We start from the raw sequence: 18593 nt of genomic DNA on the forward strand, positions 1-18593 counted from the left end.
CCATATTTCTAGAGTGAGTGATTCACAGCCCCACCCTCACTTTAGAAATTGGTGAGGCTTCTTAGAATACCCTTACAAAGATCAAAGTTGATAATAATTATCGTTAGCATTAAAGTAAATTTTCCAATTAAGGAGGATTTACTATGTCACATACATTTCCCGCTCTGCCTTACCCGTACGATTCACTAGAGCCGTACATCGACGCGAAAACCATGGAAGTGCATTACAGCAAACACCACAAGACGTACTTTGATAAGTTTGTAAATGCCGTTGAAGGGAGCGAGCTCGAAACTCAGTCATTAGACGAGATCTTTGACAATATCTCTAAGCTCAGTCCAGCAGTACGTAATAATGGGGGCGGCTATTACAACCACATCATTTATTGGAATTGCATGTCACCAAACGGTGGCGGAGAGCCTCAAGGCGCGCTTGCTCAAGCAATTAACGATAAATTTGGTAGCTTTGCGCAATTTAAAGAGGCGTTTGCCCAAGCTGCCATCAATACCTTTGGGTCTGGCTTTGCATGGCTGATCGTAAAAGATGGTGAGATTCACATTACGTCCACCAGTAATCAAGACAACCCTCTGATGGACGTAGTGGATGTGCGCGGTGAACCAATCCTCGCATTAGACGTGTGGGAGCACGCGTATTACATCAGCTACCAAAACCGTCGCCCAGAATATATTGATGCGTGGTGGAACGTCGTCAACTGGCGAGCAGTTGAAGAAAACTATGCTCACGCTCTCTTATAAAGAGCATCACTACTTACGGTATTAACATCCGCGCTAATGCCTGCTTTCATACCCAGGTCAATCTTGCTGAATCTCGCATATCTCGGTGACTTGGGTATATACTGCCCCTCTCTTTGACCAACTCTATTTCAATACCATGTTTGATATCGCTTTATACGAACCAGAAATCGCGCCGAACACCGGCAACATCATTCGACTATGCGCCAACTGCGGTGCAAACCTTCACTTAATTGAACCTCTGGGTTTCGATCTTGAAGAGAAAAAAGTCCGCCGTGCTGGTTTGGATTACCATGATTTAGCTCGCGTAACACGCCATAAAAACTATCAAGCGTTCTTAGAGTATTTAGAGAAAGAGAAGCAAGGTAACTATCGATTGTTTGCCTGCACCACCAAAACCACAGGTCACCACGTTGATGCACAATACCAAGCGGGTGATGTTTTGATGTTTGGTCCAGAAACTCGTGGCTTGCCTGCTGAAATCATCGATAGCTTGCCAATGGAGCAGCGTATTCGCATTCCAATGATGCCAGATGCGCGCAGCCTAAACCTTTCGAATGCCGTTGCGATCATTGCTTTTGAAGCATGGCGTCAAATGGGCTTTGAAGGCGCATTGTAAGCAGCACGAATTCCAAATACAGAAAAGGGCGCTTGGTGCGCCCTTTTGTTTTCTTTACTGTCTAACTCAATCAGTTGAGCTTGTTGCGATCATCATCGTCTTTACGCTCGTATTCCCCTTCGAAGGTCTTGCCATTATCTGACTGGGAATCAAATGGGTCACGACGGAACGGGTCTTGCTCAAATGGCCCCTGGTTAGAGAAACCACCTTGGAAGCCACCACCATGCATGGTTTTCACCACCATTTTGCTCATCAAGTATTTAGCTATCGCGGCGCGTGGCGCAGGAAGCAACACCAACATACCAAGGGCATCGGTCATAAAGCCCGGGGTTAACAGTAGCACGCCAGCCACCGCTAGCATTACGCCTTCAAAAATTTGCTGGGCTGGAATTTCACCTTGTTCAAGACGCCCCTGTACTGACATCAGTGTTTGTATACCTTGGCTACGAACCAACGACGCACCAACAAATGCAGTGATTAAGACTAGTGCAATGGTCGGCCATAAACCTAAAAAGCCGCCCACCTGAATAAATAAGCCGATTTCAATGATCGGAACAAAAATAAACGCTAATAATAAGATAGGAAACACACGCCCTCCTTTGTTTAATTCAGTGTAATGGTAAAAGCAGACTAAGCTCAAACGAATCGTTGTAAAAAAGCGTGTTCATACTGGTCTCCTTCTCTTTTAGGCAAAGTAGCAGGAGCACGTTTCATTCAATTGCATACCGATTTTTTCGTGCTTTTAAAGTGCTAATTTCGAACTCTAAAAACTCATGTTTGTCGAGGAAAATCGAGTACCTATAAAGGGTTATTAATAACCCGTTCATACTTTGCAAATTATTGACTCATGAAAAATGAAAAAGGTGATCTAGTTACTATTTTTATGCGCTAGGTGCAGTATCATGTGCCACATAAGTCAGGACGGATTTTCCAGCCAAAAATTCTGATGAATGGATTCTAGATTGCAGAAATGGCTAATAAATAACTTTATTATCAGAATTATCATCTAAGGATCCTGCTATGGCTACCCTATCTGATGCTCCAAAAACAGCAAACCCAGCCACTCGTATTGAAGAAGATCTATTAGGTCAACGTCATGTCCCTGCAGATGCGTACTACGGTATTCATACGCTACGTGCGATCGAGAACTTCAACATCTCTAATATGACCATCTCTGACGTACCAGAATTTGTACGCGGCATGGTAATGACCAAAAAAGCAGCAGCGTTAGCAAACAAAGAACTTGGCGCTATTCCAAAAGACGTTGCAAACTACATCATCGAAGCGTGTGATTTGATCCTAGAAACTGGCAAGTGTATGGATCAGTTCCCATCAGACGTATTCCAAGGCGGTGCAGGCACTTCAGTTAACATGAACACGAACGAAGTGATCGCAAACGTCGCGCTTGAGTTGATGGGTAAAGAGAAAGGCCAATACGAATTTGTTAACCCAAATGACCATGTAAACAAGAGCCAATCAACCAACTGTGCGTACCCAACAGGTTTCCGTATTGCAGTATACAACAGCGTACACAAGCTAATGGAAGCAATTGAGTACCTAAAAGGCGCATTCGAACTTAAAGCCGTTGAGTTTAAAGATGTACTGAAAATGGGCCGTACTCAGCTTCAAGACGCAGTACCAATGACAGTAGGTCAAGAGTTCCATGCGTGGGCGGTAACACTAAACGAAGAGATTCGTGCTCTAGATTACACATCTAAACTCCTCCTAGAAATCAACCTAGGCGCAACCGCAATCGGTACTGGTCTAAATACACCAACTGGCTACCAAGCGCTTGCAGTAAAACACCTAGCGGAAGTAACAGGCCTTGACGTTGTTGCAGCAGAAGACCTTATCGAAGCAACGTCTGACTGTGGTGCATACGTAATGACTCACGGCGCGCTAAAACGCCTAGCAGTGAAACTATCGAAGATCTGTAACGACCTTCGTCTACTTTCTTCTGGTCCTCGTGCGGGTCTAAATGAATTGAACCTACCTGAAATGCAAGCAGGCTCTTCAATCATGCCAGCTAAAGTAAACCCAGTTATCCCAGAAGTAGTAAACCAAGTTTGCTTCAAAGTTCTCGGTAACGACAACACGGTTTCTTTCGCAGCAGAAGGCGGTCAGCTACAGCTAAACGTTATGGAACCTGTGATCGCACAAAGTGTGTTTGAGTCTATCTCTCTACTACACAACGCGTGTGTGAACCTACGTGATAAATGTATCGACGGCATCACTGTGAACAAAGAAGTTTGCGAAAACTACGTTTACAACTCTATCGGTATCGTCACTTACCTAAACCCATACATCGGCCACCACGAAGGTGACATCGTAGGTAAGATTTGTGCAGAAACTGGTAAGAGTGTTCGTGAAGTCGTGCTAGAGCGCGGTCTGCTTACAGCAGAGGAGCTTGATGAAATCTTGTCAGTAGAAAACTTCATGCATCCTACTTACAAAGCAAAACGTTACGAGTAATAACGAATCCGAAGGGGGCCACTCAGGCCCCTTTTTTAGGCTCTCATACGGTTAACCACATTTTTTATATGCTTTTATTGCCGCTAAACCACTAGGTTCTCATTCTCTGAGCATTTACTCCTGTTCCTGAGTGTTCAAAAAATCAGAATCAAATAAAAAACTAAAGAGGTATCAATATGGTCATGGTCGAACTCTTCGTGGTTCTGCTCTTCATCTATTTGGGGGCAAGAATCGGTGGTATCGGCATTGGTTTTGCCGGTGGTGCTGGGGTCATTGCGTTGTCTTTGATCTTGGGCGTACCAACAAGCCAAGCTTACATTCCCGTTGACGTAATTTTGATCATCATGTCTGTAATCACCGCTATCGCAGCAATGCAAGTCGCTGGTGGTTTAGACTGGATGGTGCAAGTTGCTGAAAACTTTTTGCGCAAGCATCCTGAGCGCATCACCTTTTATGCGCCTATCGTAACTTACCTAATGACATTAATGGCGGGTACTGGCCACACGGCATTCTCTACTTTGCCAGTGATTGCAGAAGTAGCGAAAGGCCAAGGCGTGCGCCCTTCTCGTCCACTGTCTATCGCGGTCGTAGCATCGCAAATCGCTATCACCGCATCACCAATCTCAGCGGCTGTTGTAGCGTTCGCGGCAATGCTGCATCCATTTGGCGTTGACTACCTAACACTACTAGCAATCTGTATCCCAACGACGTTCATCGCGTGCATGATCGGTGCGTTCGTGGCGAACTTCATGGGCTGTGAGCTAAAAGACGATGCTGAATACCAAGAGCGTCTAGAAAAAGGCTTAATCAAGCTAAATACAGAAGCAAAACGCGAAATCCTACCAACAGCGAAGAAAGCGACATTCATCTTCCTAGGCGCAATCGCATTCGTAGTATGTTACGCAGCAGCAATTTCTGGCTCTGTGGGTCTTATCGAGAACCCTGCTCTAGGTCGTAACGAAGCTATCATGACGGTAATGCTCGCAGCTGCGGCAGCTATCGTAATGAGCTGTAAAATCGATGCTGGCAAAATCCCAGCAGCAGCAACATTCCGCTCTGGTATGACAGCGTGTGTGTGTGTTCTTGGTGTGGCATGGCTAGGTTCTACGTTCGTTAACGCGCACGTTGACGGCATCAAAGAAGTTGCGGGTGCGCTACTAGCAGACTACCCATGGATGCTAGCACTTGTTCTATTCTTCGCTTCAATGCTGCTTTACTCTCAAGGTGCAACCACGGTTGCGCTAATGCCAGCAGCACTTGCTATCGGTGTGGCACCACTTACCGCAGTTGCATCTTTCGCAGCAGTAAGTGCGCTATTCGTGCTGCCAACTTACCCAACGCTACTTGCCGCGGTTGAGATGGACGACACGGGTTCAACTCGTATCGGTAAGTACGTATTCAACCACCCATTCTTTGTACCTGGTGTGGTAACCATCGCTTCTGCGGTAGCACTTGGCTTCGCATTCGGTGGTCTACTGATCTAGTAGAAACAGAGTCTTACTCGGGGAGCTTCGGCTCCCTTTTTTATTGCCTGTTGTCTTGATTTATGCTCAATAAATCTTCATTTTCATGAAACTTATTGACTCGCCTCCGGGTCTGATTGAGTTACACTAACGGCAATTATCTAAGATGAATTGACTCTTTTATGCGCGCATTACTTTCCGTTTTACTCTTAGGGCTCATTACCTTTTCCACTCCGTCTTTAGCTTTATTTGGCAAAGACCAGTTTAACAGTAGCCAGAACAACAGTTTTAGTACCAGCAGCGACAGTTTTGTTCCTGTTGATCAGGCGTTTCCATTTAACTTCTACCAGCAAGATGACAAATTGATGCTCGATTGGCAGGTACGTGACGGGTACTACCTATATCAAGAGCGCTTGTCTGTAGCTGGTGAGAAAGTATCGCTAAGCGAACTGCAAATGGAAGACGGCACACCGCATAAAGATGAATTCTTTGGTGACGTGCATATCTATACTCAACCTCTCTTCGTTAATGTACCAATGCATGATTGGCAAGACGGTGCTCGCGTAGTCGTGCAATACCAAGGTTGTGCGAAAGCAGGCTTCTGTTACCCGCCAGAAACTCGCGTGATTCCTATCAGCGCGTTTACTTCGTCGAACTCAGATTCAACAACGGCGACAACTGCATCAAAAGCAGAACAGGCACCAATAGCAACGCCACCAGCGGCGCAATCATCTACGTCTGGTGACACATCATCAGCGCCAGTAACACAGCAAGATAGCCTTGCTGCCAACCTTGCTGATAACTGGTGGACACCACTTCTGTTCTTGGCGCTTGGTGTGGGCTTGGCGTTTACACCTTGTGTGCTGCCGATGTACCCAATTCTGACCAGCATAGTGCTTGGCAGTGGCAAGCTAAGCCAACGCCGCGCGCTAGGCTTGTCATTCGTCTACGTGCAAGGCATGGCGCTGACTTACACCCTACTCGGCCTTGTGGTGGCATCTGCAGGTATGCAGTTCCAAGCGGCAATGCAACACCCTTATGTGCTGATTGGTTTGAGCGTACTGTTCATCGCACTCGCTTTGTCTATGTTTGGTCTGTACTCATTACAGCTACCAAGCAACGTTCAAACGTGGTTAAACAACCTCAGCAACAAACAGCAAGGCGGCAGCAGTGCAGGCGTATTCGCCATGGGGGCGATTTCTGGACTGGTGTGCTCACCATGTACCACGGCACCTCTGTCTGGTGCGCTACTTTACGTGGCACAAAGCGGCGATTTGCTGACGGGTGGTATCGCGTTATACGCGCTGGCGATGGGCATGGGTATTCCGCTTATTCTTGTTGCAGTCTTCGGCAACAAACTGCTACCAAAAGCAGGTGGTTGGATGGACAGTGTGAAAACACTCTTCGGCTTTATTCTGCTTGCCGCGCCTATCTTCTTACTAGAGCGCATCATGCCAGAAATGTGGTCAACGATTCTGTGGTCAGCACTGGGTATTGCTGCTTTTGGTTGGCTATACCACATCAAAAACAGTCTAGAGTTTGGTGGCTGGAAACAAAGTGCCGTGGGCATAATCGCCGTCTTAGGTTTGCTAGCCTCAGCACAACCTATCTTAAATTACTGGTTTGGCAACAGCACAACACAAACTCAGCAGGCCACTGTTAGCTTTACTCACATTGCTAACGTGGCGGAGCTTGAAGAACAACTGGCACTTGCGAAAGCGGCAGGTAAACCCGTCATGCTCGATTTCTACGCCGATTGGTGTGTAGCATGTAAAGAGTTTGAAAAGTACACCTTCCATGACCCAAGCGTCGAAGCCAAACTGCAAGACTTCGTTCTTCTGCAAGCGGACGTGACCAAAAACCAAGTGCAAGACATCGAACTACTGAAGCACATGAGTGTGCTTGGTTTACCAACAATTGAGTTTTGGGATGCCAGTGGTGAACACGTTTCAAACGCTCGTTTGACGGGCTTTATGCAAGCCGAGCCTTTCTTAGAGCATATCAAGCAGTTCTGATAACCAGATATTCAAACGCCAGTGATGTCCACTGGCGTTTTTTATTGCTCAGATTTGAATAAGAACATTGCGTTTATATGCAATTTTCCTAATAAAAGTCGATTTGGTTCAGACTTTTAGCGAATAAATATTGTCCACTCTCTCAAAGCTGGACAATAATAAATTTAACGAAATAGTCAAAAGTGTTTAACGTCATGGATTCGACCTACACCATCATTATTGCAGATGATCACCCACTCTTCCGGAATGCCTTGTTTCAATCTATCCACATGGCTATTAGTGGTGCAAATTTGCTGGAAGCGGACTCACTCGACGCACTTCTGGCTTTGTTGGAGCGAGAGGAAGAGCCAGATTTAGTGCTATTGGATCTCAAAATGCCAGGAGCAAATGGTATGTCTGGCTTGATTCATTTGCGAGCAGAGCATCCAGATTTACCTATCGTCGTCGTTTCAGCGAGTGAAGAGCCGGCGATCGTGACGCAGGTGAAAAGCCATGGTGCATTTGGTTTTATTCCCAAGTCCAGCGACATGCGCGAATTAGTGAACGCGCTCAATCAAGTGCTGAATGGCGACCCATACTTCCCTGAAGGGTTGATCACCAATAACGCGGCATGTAATGACTTAGCGGAAAAGATTGCTGCGCTAACACCGCAGCAATATAAAGTGTTGGGAATGTTGTCCGATGGCTTGCTGAACAAGCAAATCGCTTACGAATTGAATGTTTCAGAAGCCACCATAAAAGCGCACATGACAGCGATTTTCCGTAAGCTCGGTGTAAAGAACCGCACGCAAGCCGTGATTATGCTGACGGAAATGAGCGACTAGATTGACGTCTTATCGTCAGACTTACTTTTTTCGTTTGGCAATCGGATACCGACTTTAGTGACCTGCTGATCAACAACATCAGCGACGATCCAATGCAAACCTTGCCACTCGAAATGGTCTCCCAATACTGGCGTGCTACCTAATTGCTCTTCGACAAGGTTTCTCAAACTTTTATCCAGCGGTTCATCCCCCAGATTCAAACCATACATCACGGCAATATCGGCAAGCTTCACTTCAATATCGAGGAAGAAGTCACCGAAGAATCGCGCTAGCGACGCTTTCTCTGGGGCTTCACTAAACAGTAAGCTCAGTGCATCTAAATCCTTTTCTTGTGCTAATACACACAAGGTATCATCTTCCTCAAGACGCGTACTGCCGGATGGGTGCAATAGCTCTTTACTGCGAAATACAGCGGCGATACGCGTTCCTTCCGGCATCGAAAGACTACGTAATGGCTCACCAATGCACCATTTATCTGCTTTAAGTCTATAGATAAACAGCTCCCACTCACTGGTCGGGTAAATCTCTACACCCGTACGCGAAATTGGCTCAGGCTTAGAAGGTAGCTCGACCTTTGCAAGAGACATCGCCTTAGTCAACGTGCCCCCTTGTACTATCAAAGACACCATTACTACAAAGAATGCCAAATTGAAGTACAGTTGAGCATCTGGCAACCCTGCCATCATTGGAAACACCGCGAGGATGATAGGTACAGCGCCACGCAATCCTACCCAAGAGACAAACCACTTTTCACGTGGCGTGAAACTCTTGAATGGCAGTAAACCAATCCAAACTGAGATTGGTCGGGCAAACAAAATCATCCCGAAGGCAAGCGCAAGACCTGGCAACGCAATAGAGAGTAAATTAGATGGTGTAACCAACAAGCCAAGCACCAAGAACATACCAATTTGAGCTAGCCACGTCATACCATCTAAAACATGAAGAATAGAGTGGCGGCTGCGTGTTGGACGGTTACCTAATAAAAGACCAACGAGGTAAATCGACAAAATACCACTGCCACCCAAAGTGTTAGATAAAGCAAAAATAAGCAAGCCACCACTGACCGTTAAAATAGAATACAGCCCATCTGGTAATTGATTGCGATTGATAACTTTCCATAAGATCCAGCCACCAGCGAAGCCAAGTAACGCGCCGATACCAAACTGCTTAAGAAAACTGAACGCCAAAAAGCCCGCACTTAAGTCAGCGCCAGGGTTCGCTAAAATAGCAATCAGAGTTACGGTCAGAAACACCGCCATTGGGTCATTGGTGCCGGATTCAATTTCCAGCGTTGAACCAACACGTTCGTTCAGGCTACGACCTTTGAGTAGAGAGAAGACCGCGGCAGCATCGGTGGAACCAACAATCGCACCAACCAATATGCCTTGCAATAAATCTAAGTCGAATAACCACGTTGCCATCAGCCCGGTCAAAATGGTGGTGATCGCAACGCCAAATGTCGCCAAAGAGACCGAGGGCCATAACGCAACCCTAAAGCTGGCGACCCGCGTTCTCATCCCACCATCAAGCAAAATGATGGCTAATGCGAGGTTACTAACCAAATAAGCGATCGAAAAGTTATCGAATAAGATGCCGCCTAAGCCGTCTTCCCCCGCCAGCATTCCAACGGCTAAAAATACCAAAAGAATTGGGATTCCCAACTTAGAAGACACTGGGCTTAAAAGAACGCTAAGTGCGATTAACAACGCACCTATTAGAAAAAAACTGTTAATGGTGTCTGCGTCCATTCTCACCCTCCCTTAATGAAAAACGATAATAATTGTGATGAGCAAGGCTACTTCGTTAATGAGGTAATGCCCTAATCTGCCTCCCCTTTACACCGTCTCAAAATGCGAGGTTGTACGAGAATGACTCAGTTATATTACTTTATTGTGCGTTAAAACGGTGATTTGATGCGAAAACTTTATGTAAATAAATTACTTGAGAGCTTTCTTATCTACGCCTTCTCTCTTTAAGAGCCACAAGATCACCACCAATATTTACACAGCATCTCCAAGTTCAATGAAGAAAAGATTAATGGCCCGTCTTAATCATGCTTGTTTATCCAATCAACCTTTAGACCTTTGGCTAACTTAACAGTTTATTAACATAACATTTTACCCCTTTGTTCGCTGCAAAAGCCCATAGCATGGGGATTCTTCATTTTTAACACCCCGACTAAAGTTGAAAAGAGTTATTGCCAACACCTTGCTAATGTACATATTGAAACATTTCATTAACAACAATACCAATCGTAAGGAGACGGCAATGGCATTTGAAAGTGAAGAAAGAGCCAAAGCCTATTGGGACAAAAACGTGAAGCTCATGATCGGCCTAATGGTCATCTGGTTCGTCGTGTCTTTCGGCTGCGGCATTTTATTTGTCGACGTACTAAATCAATTTCAACTAGGCGGCTACAAACTCGGTTTCTGGTTTGCTCAACAAGGCTCCATCTATGCCTTCCTAGGAATTATTTTCTATTACGCATGGAAGATGCGCCAAATTGACCGTGAATTCGGCGTGGACGAATAAGGAGTCACTCAGATGGATTTGAAAACTATTACCTACCTGGTCGTTGGCGCCACGTTCATCCTGTACATCGGGATTGCTATTTGGGCTCGCGCCGGATCAACCAAAGAGTTTTATGTTGCTGGTGGCGGTGTAAACCCGATTGCAAACGGTATGGCAACCGCAGCCGATTGGATGTCCGCAGCGTCGTTTATCTCAATGGCAGGCTTAATTGCCTTCATGGGCTATGGCGGCTCAGTATTTCTAATGGGTTGGACTGGTGGCTACGTTCTGCTTGCGCTGTTGCTAGCGCCTTACCTACGCAAATTTGGTAAGTTTACGGTGCCAGAGTTTGTTGGTGAACGCTTTTACTCCAACACAGCACGTATCGTAGCGGTTGTTTGTCTTATCATCGCATCAGTGACTTATGTTATCGGTCAGATGAAAGGCGTGGGCGTTGCGTTTGGTCGCTTCTTAGAAGTGGATTACTCCACCGGCCTATTAATTGGTATGTGTATCGTTTTCATGTACGCGGTTCTTGGCGGCATGAAAGGCATCACTTACACGCAGATTGCTCAATATTGCGTACTCATTCTTGCTTACACTATCCCTGCAATCTTTATCTCTCTGCAACTCACTGGTAACCCAATCCCACAAATTGGTCTGGGGAGTACCATGGCTGGTACCGATGTCTATCTACTCGATCGGCTTGACCAAGTTGTGACCGAACTCGGATTCAGTGAATACACGACCCAAGTACGTGGCGACACACTTAATATGTTTGTCTACACCATGTCACTGATGATTGGTACTGCCGGTCTACCACACGTAATTATCCGTTTCTTTACCGTGCCGAAGGTTCGCGACGCACGTACATCAGCAGGCTGGGCTCTGATCTTCATCGCAATCCTTTACACTACTGCACCAGCGGTATCAGCGATGGCTCGCCTCAACCTAATGAATACGGTAAATCCAGCTCCGGGTCAGCACCTAGCGTATGACGAGCGTCCTGCGTGGTTCAAAAACTGGGAAACAACTGGACTACTCGGTTTTGACGATAAAAATGGCGATGGCAATATCCAATACACTTCAGATGCGTCCACCAACGAACTGCGCGTTGATAACGACATCATGGTATTGGCTAACCCAGAGATCGCTAAACTACCAAACTGGGTGATCGCACTTGTGGCAGCAGGTGGTCTTGCAGCTGCACTATCTACCGCAGCAGGTTTACTACTCGCCATTTCTTCAGCTATTTCCCATGACTTAATCAAAGGGGTTATCAATCCGAACATATCCGAGAAAAAAGAGCTACTTGCTAGTCGAATATCAATGGCAGTAGCGATAGCAGCCGCAGGCTATCTCGGTTTAAATCCGCCTGGATTTGCCGCAGGTACGGTAGCACTCGCCTTTGGTCTTGCCGCTTCATCCATCTTCCCTGCATTGATGATGGGCATCTTCAGCAAGAGCATCAATAAAGAAGGCGCAATCGCCGGTATGATTGCAGGTATCAGTATTACGCTGTTCTACGTATTCCAACACAAAGGCATCCTTTTCGTTGCTGATTGGAAATATCTAGAAAGCTGGGGAACAAACTGGTTCCTGGGTATTGAGCCAAACGCGTTTGGTGCTATTGGCGCACTATTTAACTTCATCGTCGCATTCGCTGTCTCCAAAGTAACAGCAGAAACGCCACAAGAAGTAAAAGACCTAGTCGAACACGTTCGCGTGCCAATAGGTGCTGGTAGTGCAGTGGATCACTAAAAACTAATCAAAACCACAAAAGCCCCGCTTGGAACCAGCCGTCCGGGGCTTTTTTATTCTCACTTTTCAGTTACCATATTCGCAGTATGTCGTTGCAAGGAAGCCAAGATGTTCAAAAACAAGCACTTTATTCTCGCTCTACTGATTGCGCCAGTTCTCTCTTTGATCGCTTACTTCGGTACCGATATGGCCCTCAGCGAGAAACCCCACGCGGCGCAAGAAGGGGAAACTTACAAACTCGCGAGTAAGTCTAATTGTCGTTACACCAGTGGTCTGTGTGATATGGAAAATGGCGATTTTAAAGTGAAATTTCGCTCTGAAAAGCTCACTAAAAATAACTTAGAATTGTCACTCAACGCCGCTTACCCACTCGAAGGGGTTAAAGTTTCTATTGTGAGTGACAAAGAGAAAAACGCTCAACCGATTGATATGAAGCCCGCCGATCAAGCAGGCCAAAGCTGGTACATCACCTTACCAAAGCCTGCATCTGCAGAAAGCTGGTTAAGAGTCGTCATTCAATCAGGCGGCACACTGTATTATGGTGAAACACAAACCGCATTTGTGAAGTACGAAACCTTATTTACTGAATAACGGCGACAAGCTAATTCACCGGTATTCAAACGACAGTGACTTAGTTTCACTCAGCATAAATGAATTCCTACTCAGCCGACGCCTTTGCGTCGGCTTTTGTTTCCGTAAGTCTTTCTTCAACAACCTCTTACTCTAAAAAGGGTTGCCAATCCACAACTTAATTGATAATAATTATCATTACATTTAATGAGAGGTGGTTATGGACAACAAACGGGACATCTTTAACGCATTTTTTAAAGCCCAAGATAGATTCCTTCTCGCCGCACCACATGGCTTTGAGCCAGACGTGATTCATGACTATATTCATTGGGGAATGGTGTTGTCTTCTTGTTATGAACACGATGCCGATGAAGAAAATCTATTGTTGTGTGAGCTGTTTTTACGTCAGGTTTATTTCCATTTACTAGACGCAATTCAAGACTCAACTCGCAGTCGTATCTTCCGTCGTGTCTGTCTCGATTCTATCCATACGCCATTATTTTGCCTCAAACGCTATTACTACCAGTTTGAACAAGGCGACGTGAAATTTCTCGCACTACAACAACAATTACGCCTGATTCAAATCTCACTCGATTAACCAAAAGGATCCCTACCATGAGCACCGAATTCCGCATAGAAACTGACAGTATGGGCGAAGTAACGGTCCCTGCAGATGCTCTCTACCAAGCCCAGACTCAACGCGCCGTCGATAACTTCTCATTCAGTCAACATAAAATGCCATCTGGTTTTATCAAAGCGTTAGCACACATCAAGCAGACTGCGGCACTCACCAACGCACAGCTAGGGCTGCTTGAGGGAGATATTGCCAACGCGATTGCTGACGCAGCTCAAGCAATTATCGAAGGCAATCATATTGAGCAATTCCCAATTGACGTATTTCAAACCGGATCAGGTACTAGCTCAAATATGAATGCGAATGAGGTAATTGCAACACTGGCCTCCCAGCATCTAGGCGGCACTGTCAGCCCTAATGATCACGTCAATATGGGACAAAGCAGCAACGATGTGGTACCAACGGCCATTCAAGTTAGCGCAGCATTAGCCATTGAAAAACAGCTCTTCCCGGCCCTGTCACACCTAAGCCAAACACTAGAGTCTAAGCAACAAGCATTGAAAGATGTTGTAAAAACCGGTCGCACCCACTTAATGGACGCGATGCCAATTACCTTTGCTCAAGAACTTGGCGGTTGGCAGTTCCAAATCGAGCATGCAAAACAAGCGATTGAACAAACACTTCCTGCTGTAAAAGCCTTAGCCCAAGGTGGTACGGCGGTTGGAACGGGGATCAATGCCGATCCACGCTTTGCAGACTTATTCGCTAGCAACCTAACCCAGTCAACTCGTATTCAGTTCATGGCCAGTGATAACTTCTTTTTCAATTTAAGCAGTCAAGATGCGATCGTCGCTCTGTCGGGACAGCTCAAAACAGCAGCAGTTGCGATCATGAAGATCGCAAATGATCTTCGTTGGATGAATTCAGGTCCATTGGCTGGTTTAGGTGAGATTGAATTACAAGGCTTGCAACCGGGTTCTTCCATCATGCCTGGCAAAGTAAATCCTGTGATCCCAGAAGCCGCAGCTATGGCATCAGCGCAAGTCATTGGTAATGACACCACCATTACCGTCGCAGGCCAAGCGGGCAACTTCCAGCTTAACGTCATGCTGCCAGTTATTGCTCATAACGTATTGGAGAGCATCGAGTTACTCTCTAACAGCGCAACCGCTTTAGCTGACAAAGCCATTGCGACGTTTGAAGTTCGCCAAGATAACTTGGATGTAGCACTCGCCAAAAACCCTATTTTGGTCACGGCTCTCAACCCGGTCATTGGTTACCTAAAAGCGGCAGAAGTCGCGAAAAAAGCCTACAAACAGGGACGCGCGATTATTGATGTCGCGGAAGAAGAAACTGATTTGGATAGAGCCACACTAGAGCGATTGCTTAATCCAGCCAAACTGACTCAAGGCGGCGTCGCAGAATAAGCGGCAAACTCAGCCTATCAACTAAGATTACAAACATCGAGACCTCCATTCGGAGGTCTCTTTTTATAGCGATTTTTCAAACACTCCAATCCTATGCGACTCGATTGAGCACCGAACGCAGCTTAAGCGGCTTAACTGGCTTAGCAATAAAGCTGAACCCATTTGCTTTGATGCCATCAAGCATATCATCGGTACGATCTGCACTGATGATGACGCCTTCAAAGCTGTGGCCTAATCTTAGGCGGCATTGCTGTAGCACTTCTAAACCAGTACGACCATCATCAAGTCGGTAATCGGAGAAAATTACATCCGGAATCCAACCATCCTCAAGCGCTTGTAGACTTTCAACTAAATCAATCGCAACTCGTGTATCGCAGCCCCATCGGGAAAGTAAGTTTTCCATGCCGACTAGAATGTCAGGCTCATTATCGACACATAGGATTCTCAGATGACCAAGTTCAGATTGCTTACTCATTGCCACGTGAACTGGATGAGGCTGAACATGATCAGCTTTATCTAGGGTGATGGAAAAAACACTGCCTTTTCCAACCCAAGAGCGCATCGAAATTTCATGCCCAAGTACCTGAGCAATTCCTTTCGAAATCGCCAAACCAAGTCCGAGGCCTTGGTCGGAACGAACTTGAGTTCCGCGATTAAACTCTTCAAAAATCTCTTGCTGCTTCTCTTCTTCAATCCCCACTCCATTATCCCATACATCAATACGCACTCGCCCTTTCACGCGGCGAACACCGAGTGCGACTTTGCCATTCGGGTTATAACGAAACGCATTGGTCAGGAAGTTTTGCACCACACGGCGCAGCAGTTTGGGATCCGACTTAACCATGAGTGAGGACGGAATCATGGTGAACTCTATACCTTGCTGTTTGGCTAACGCACTAAACTCAGCATTCAAATTCGATAACACATCATTTAACGCAAAGCCATGCACGTTGACTTCCAACTTGCCCGATTCCAAACGCGAGATATCCAGCAAATCTCCAATTAAGTCTTCGGCAGCCTCTAAAGCACTTTCAATGTGTGCTGACAGCTTTTTGGCTTCGCTGTCTTTGGCGACTTCCGATAGTGAAGATGCGAATAGACGCGCCGCGTTGAGCGGTTGCATCAAGTCATGGCTTACTGCCGCCAAGAACCGTGATTTGGACTTCGATTCCAAATCAGAGCGCTGCGTCGCTTCCACCAGCTGCTTGTTGAGTTGTTCTAATTCTCGAGTCCGCAGACGTACCCTTTCTTCCAATGTCTCGTTGGCGTCTTTCAGTGCTTGCTCTGCATCACGGAATACGGTGATGTCGGTAAAGCTCATCACAAAGCCACCACCTGGCATTGGGTTACCTTGCACCTCTATCACGCGACCATCGGGACGAACCCGAGAAGAGGTGTGCCGAGTCCCTTGCTCAAGGTGATAAACACGGCGACGAACGTGGTCATCAGGGTCACCAGGGCCACACAACCCCTGCTCTGCATTGTGCCGAATCACATCCGCAATCGGTCGACCTACTTGAATCAGGCCTGGCGGAAATTCAAAGAGTTCTAAATAGCGTTGGTTCCACGCTACCAAGCGTAGTTGCTTATCGACGACCGCAATACCTTGTCCAATATGCTCAATCGCGCCTTGGAGTAAACCCCGACTAAAATCGTACAGTTCAGAGGCTTCATCGACGATAGTCGCCACCTCTTCAAGCTGCATGTTTCTTCCTTGCAGAGCAGAAGTAAGTACTAACTTAGCAGAAGATGCTCCAAATACCCCTGCTAGCACACGCTCCGTATGCCGAATCAGAGAAGATGGCGCTTGTTGATTCGGCATCAACTCTTCTCGTTGCTGGCTCCAGTAGGCTTGAAACGCCGCTTTAACTCGCGTTCGTCCTACAAATCTAGACGCTAGCATTTCCAGTTCTGCAACCGTAACGCGGCTCTGGTACAGACTCATATTTTCGCTTTCAGGCAGCGGTGTACCAACGAATGATGCCGATTGTAAGCGCTCACTTAGGCTTGGTCGGGTAGCCATAGAAACCACAACAAAACACACTGCATTAGCGACCACACTGAGGATCATCCCCCAATCTGAAATCGCGATATCAAAACTAGCCAATACCTCTGGTGGCGTAATCAACCAGATCAGGAAGTTATTACTGGCGTCTCCGGCAAGCATGTCTGTTTGGCTCATTAACGTAATCAACCAGGTAGCAAAACCCACCGCGAGGCCAACATACACACCTTTCTTATTCCCTTGACGCCAATACATACCGCCAACCAGCGCAGGAGCGAATTGCGTGATAGCCGCGAACGAGAGAAAGCCGATAGCAGACAGTGAATGAATAGTGTCCAACGCTTGATAGAAACACCACGCGCCAATCAACAAAACTAATATCAAACCACGGCGGATCCGCAGTAATAATTCAGAAAAATGGTGATGGTTACGCTGCGTCAGTCGCATGCGACGCAATAGCAATGGCATAACCAAGTCATTCGAGACCATGATCGCTAAGGCAATCGTCGATACGATAACCATGCCACTTGCCGCTGAAGTACCGCCTAGAAACGCAAGTAAGGCGATTTCACTCGCCCCTACCGACATCGGCACACTGATGACATAAGTATCAGGCGAAGCGCCACTCAAGAGACCTTGCCCTACCCACGCAATAGGTAAAACAAAAATCCCCATTAAGATCAGATAAATGGGGAACAACCAACGAGCCACGTGCAAATCTTGAGCACGTTCATTTTCCACAACCATCGTATGGAATTGTCGCGGAAGGCAAACGATCGCCAGCATCGTGAGTACAGTATGAATCAATATAGTCGGGATATTTGGTGACTGATACGTCTGTGCGGCAACATCAATTAAGCTCAAATTCTCGGTGTTCATCGCCAACCAAACAATGAAAACACCAACCACTAAAAAAGCCAGCAGTTTGATAATGGATTCGAAGGCAATTGCCATCATCATCCCACGATGGTGTTCCGTGTTATCAATGTGGCGGGTACCGAATAGCATCGTAAAAATCGCCAATGCGACCACAACAAACCACGACACGCTATCGTTTTGATAACCAAAATCAGTAGCCAGCTCCGGAGCAATGATTTCAAGCCCCATAGTGATACCACGCAGCTGTAAAGCGATGTACGGCAAAATTCCCGCAACCGCTATGAGCGTAACAACCACGGCCAAACCTTGGGATTTACCGTAGCGTGCTCCGATAAAGTCAGCAATCGACGTGATGTGTTCCCGTTTAGCAATCAAAATAAGCCGAGCTAAAACGCGCCATCCGATGGTAAACACTAAAATGGGAGCAATATAGATAGGCAAGAAAGACCAAGGATTACTGCTGGCCTGCCCGACCGTGCCGTAGAAGGTCCACGATGTACAGTACACCGCAATGGAAAGGCTATAAATCCAAGGCCGCCAGCGCGCTAGCCACCTTTTCTGAATGTCGCCGTACCACGCGATGATAAATAAAGCTCCCAAATACGCTAAAGAAACGGGAACCACCAGCCATCCTTGCATCCGATATCCTTTCTTGCCTTTCTTGCTACTTTTAAAGCAAGAGAATAAAAAAACCTCTCCATGAGGGAGAGGTTTCATTTAACAC

Annotated in this window: 14 protein-coding genes; 11 read left to right on the plus strand and 3 right to left on the minus strand. The window is 46.5% G+C overall.

What is annotated here, in order from left to right; genetic code table 11:
* Window positions 1–143 precede the first annotated feature (143 nt).
* Entirely contained in the window at window positions 144–752 is a 609-nt protein-coding gene (locus R8N49_RS20085; RefSeq protein WP_005382382.1) for a superoxide dismutase, read from the plus strand.
* A 136-nt stretch (window positions 753–888) separates the two neighbouring features.
* Entirely contained in the window at window positions 889–1368 is a 480-nt protein-coding gene (trmL, locus tag R8N49_RS20090) for a tRNA (uridine(34)/cytosine(34)/5-carboxymethylaminomethyluridine(34)-2'-O)-methyltransferase TrmL (protein ID WP_005382381.1), read from the plus strand.
* Between the two features lie 70 nt (window positions 1369–1438).
* On the opposite strand, the gene R8N49_RS20095 is transcribed toward trmL, so the two are convergent.
* Entirely contained in the window at window positions 1439–1957 is a 519-nt protein-coding gene (locus tag R8N49_RS20095) for an FxsA family protein (protein WP_005386383.1), read from the minus strand.
* 431 nt (window positions 1958–2388) lie between these two features.
* Between R8N49_RS20095 and aspA the strand changes: the two genes are divergently transcribed.
* The 4 genes from aspA (at window position 2389) to R8N49_RS20115 (ending at window position 8142) form a co-directional block, all read left to right on the plus strand.
* Window positions 2389–3840, plus strand: coding sequence for an aspartate ammonia-lyase (aspA, locus tag R8N49_RS20100; protein WP_005382379.1), 1452 nt, complete (start codon window positions 2389–2391; stop codon window positions 3838–3840).
* Between the two features lie 176 nt (window positions 3841–4016).
* Complete coding sequence (locus R8N49_RS20105; RefSeq protein WP_005382378.1) at window positions 4017–5324, plus strand: anaerobic C4-dicarboxylate transporter; 1308 nt, start codon at window positions 4017–4019, stop codon at window positions 5322–5324.
* Between the two features lie 161 nt (window positions 5325–5485).
* The gene (locus tag R8N49_RS20110) at window positions 5486–7318 is read left to right on the plus strand and encodes a protein-disulfide reductase DsbD (RefSeq protein WP_053307397.1); all 1833 of its coding nucleotides are present in this window, start codon (window positions 5486–5488) and stop codon (window positions 7316–7318) included.
* Window positions 7319–7512: 194 nt separating this feature from the next.
* The gene (locus tag R8N49_RS20115; RefSeq protein WP_005382375.1) at window positions 7513–8142 is read left to right on the plus strand and encodes a response regulator; all 630 of its coding nucleotides are present in this window, start codon (window positions 7513–7515) and stop codon (window positions 8140–8142) included.
* Here R8N49_RS20115 and R8N49_RS20120 read toward each other — a convergent pair.
* Window positions 8139–9890: a potassium/proton antiporter gene (locus R8N49_RS20120; protein WP_005382374.1), complete on the minus strand. Its 1752-nt coding sequence runs from the start codon at window positions 9888–9890 to the stop codon at window positions 8139–8141. The genes R8N49_RS20115 and R8N49_RS20120 overlap by 4 nt on opposite strands.
* Window positions 9891–10410: 520 nt before the next feature.
* Here R8N49_RS20120 and R8N49_RS20125 point away from each other — a divergent pair.
* The 5 genes from R8N49_RS20125 (at window position 10411) to R8N49_RS20145 (ending at window position 14985) form a co-directional block, all read left to right on the plus strand.
* Window positions 10411–10674, plus strand: a complete 264-nt coding sequence (locus R8N49_RS20125; RefSeq protein ID WP_005382373.1) for a DUF4212 domain-containing protein — start codon at window positions 10411–10413, stop codon at window positions 10672–10674.
* Between the two features lie 12 nt (window positions 10675–10686).
* Window positions 10687–12414 carry a sodium:solute symporter family protein gene (locus R8N49_RS20130; protein ID WP_054577281.1) on the plus strand — a complete coding sequence of 576 codons (1728 nt, stop codon included), beginning with the start codon at window positions 10687–10689 and terminating at the stop codon, window positions 12412–12414.
* Between the two features lie 108 nt (window positions 12415–12522).
* Window positions 12523–13005: a hypothetical protein gene (locus R8N49_RS20135; protein ID WP_005382371.1), complete on the plus strand. Its 483-nt coding sequence runs from the start codon at window positions 12523–12525 to the stop codon at window positions 13003–13005.
* A 199-nt stretch (window positions 13006–13204) separates the two neighbouring features.
* Window positions 13205–13582, plus strand: coding sequence for a hypothetical protein (locus tag R8N49_RS20140; protein WP_005382370.1), 378 nt, complete (start codon window positions 13205–13207; stop codon window positions 13580–13582).
* Window positions 13583–13599: 17 nt separating this feature from the next.
* Window positions 13600–14985 (plus strand): class II fumarate hydratase, encoded by a 1386-nt coding sequence (locus tag R8N49_RS20145; RefSeq protein WP_054577282.1) that lies wholly within the window; start codon window positions 13600–13602, stop codon window positions 14983–14985.
* Between the two features lie 91 nt (window positions 14986–15076).
* Here R8N49_RS20145 and R8N49_RS20150 read toward each other — a convergent pair whose 3' ends face one another.
* A complete protein-coding gene (locus tag R8N49_RS20150) occupies window positions 15077–18508 on the minus strand; it encodes a PAS-domain containing protein (protein WP_054577283.1) in 3432 nt (1143 codons plus the stop codon).
* Window positions 18509–18593: the final 85 nt, after the last annotated feature.

Source organism: Vibrio sp. 1978 (assembly GCF_033344345.1).

Bases quoted from the DNA above. Each gene is read 5' to 3' on its own strand.
- R8N49_RS20110 (WP_053307397.1), top strand. From the start codon at position 5,486: ATGCGCGCATTACTTTCCGTTTTACTCTTAGGGCTCATTACCTTTTCC.
- R8N49_RS20120 (WP_005382374.1), bottom strand. From the start codon at position 9,890: ATGGACGCAGACACCATTAACAGTTTTTTTCTAATAGGTGCGTTGTTA.
- R8N49_RS20115 (WP_005382375.1), top strand. From the start codon at position 7,513: ATGGATTCGACCTACACCATCATTATTGCAGATGATCACCCACTCTTC.
- R8N49_RS20105 (WP_005382378.1), top strand. From the start codon at position 4,017: ATGGTCATGGTCGAACTCTTCGTGGTTCTGCTCTTCATCTATTTGGGG.
- R8N49_RS20150 (WP_054577283.1), bottom strand. From the start codon at position 18,508: ATGCAAGGATGGCTGGTGGTTCCCGTTTCTTTAGCGTATTTGGGAGCT.
- aspA (WP_005382379.1), top strand. From the start codon at position 2,389: ATGGCTACCCTATCTGATGCTCCAAAAACAGCAAACCCAGCCACTCGT.
- R8N49_RS20085 (WP_005382382.1), top strand. From the start codon at position 144: ATGTCACATACATTTCCCGCTCTGCCTTACCCGTACGATTCACTAGAG.
- R8N49_RS20130 (WP_054577281.1), top strand. From the start codon at position 10,687: ATGGATTTGAAAACTATTACCTACCTGGTCGTTGGCGCCACGTTCATC.
- trmL (WP_005382381.1), top strand. From the start codon at position 889: ATGTTTGATATCGCTTTATACGAACCAGAAATCGCGCCGAACACCGGC.
- R8N49_RS20125 (WP_005382373.1), top strand. From the start codon at position 10,411: ATGGCATTTGAAAGTGAAGAAAGAGCCAAAGCCTATTGGGACAAAAAC.
- R8N49_RS20145 (WP_054577282.1), top strand. From the start codon at position 13,600: ATGAGCACCGAATTCCGCATAGAAACTGACAGTATGGGCGAAGTAACG.
- R8N49_RS20135 (WP_005382371.1), top strand. From the start codon at position 12,523: ATGTTCAAAAACAAGCACTTTATTCTCGCTCTACTGATTGCGCCAGTT.
- R8N49_RS20140 (WP_005382370.1), top strand. From the start codon at position 13,205: ATGGACAACAAACGGGACATCTTTAACGCATTTTTTAAAGCCCAAGAT.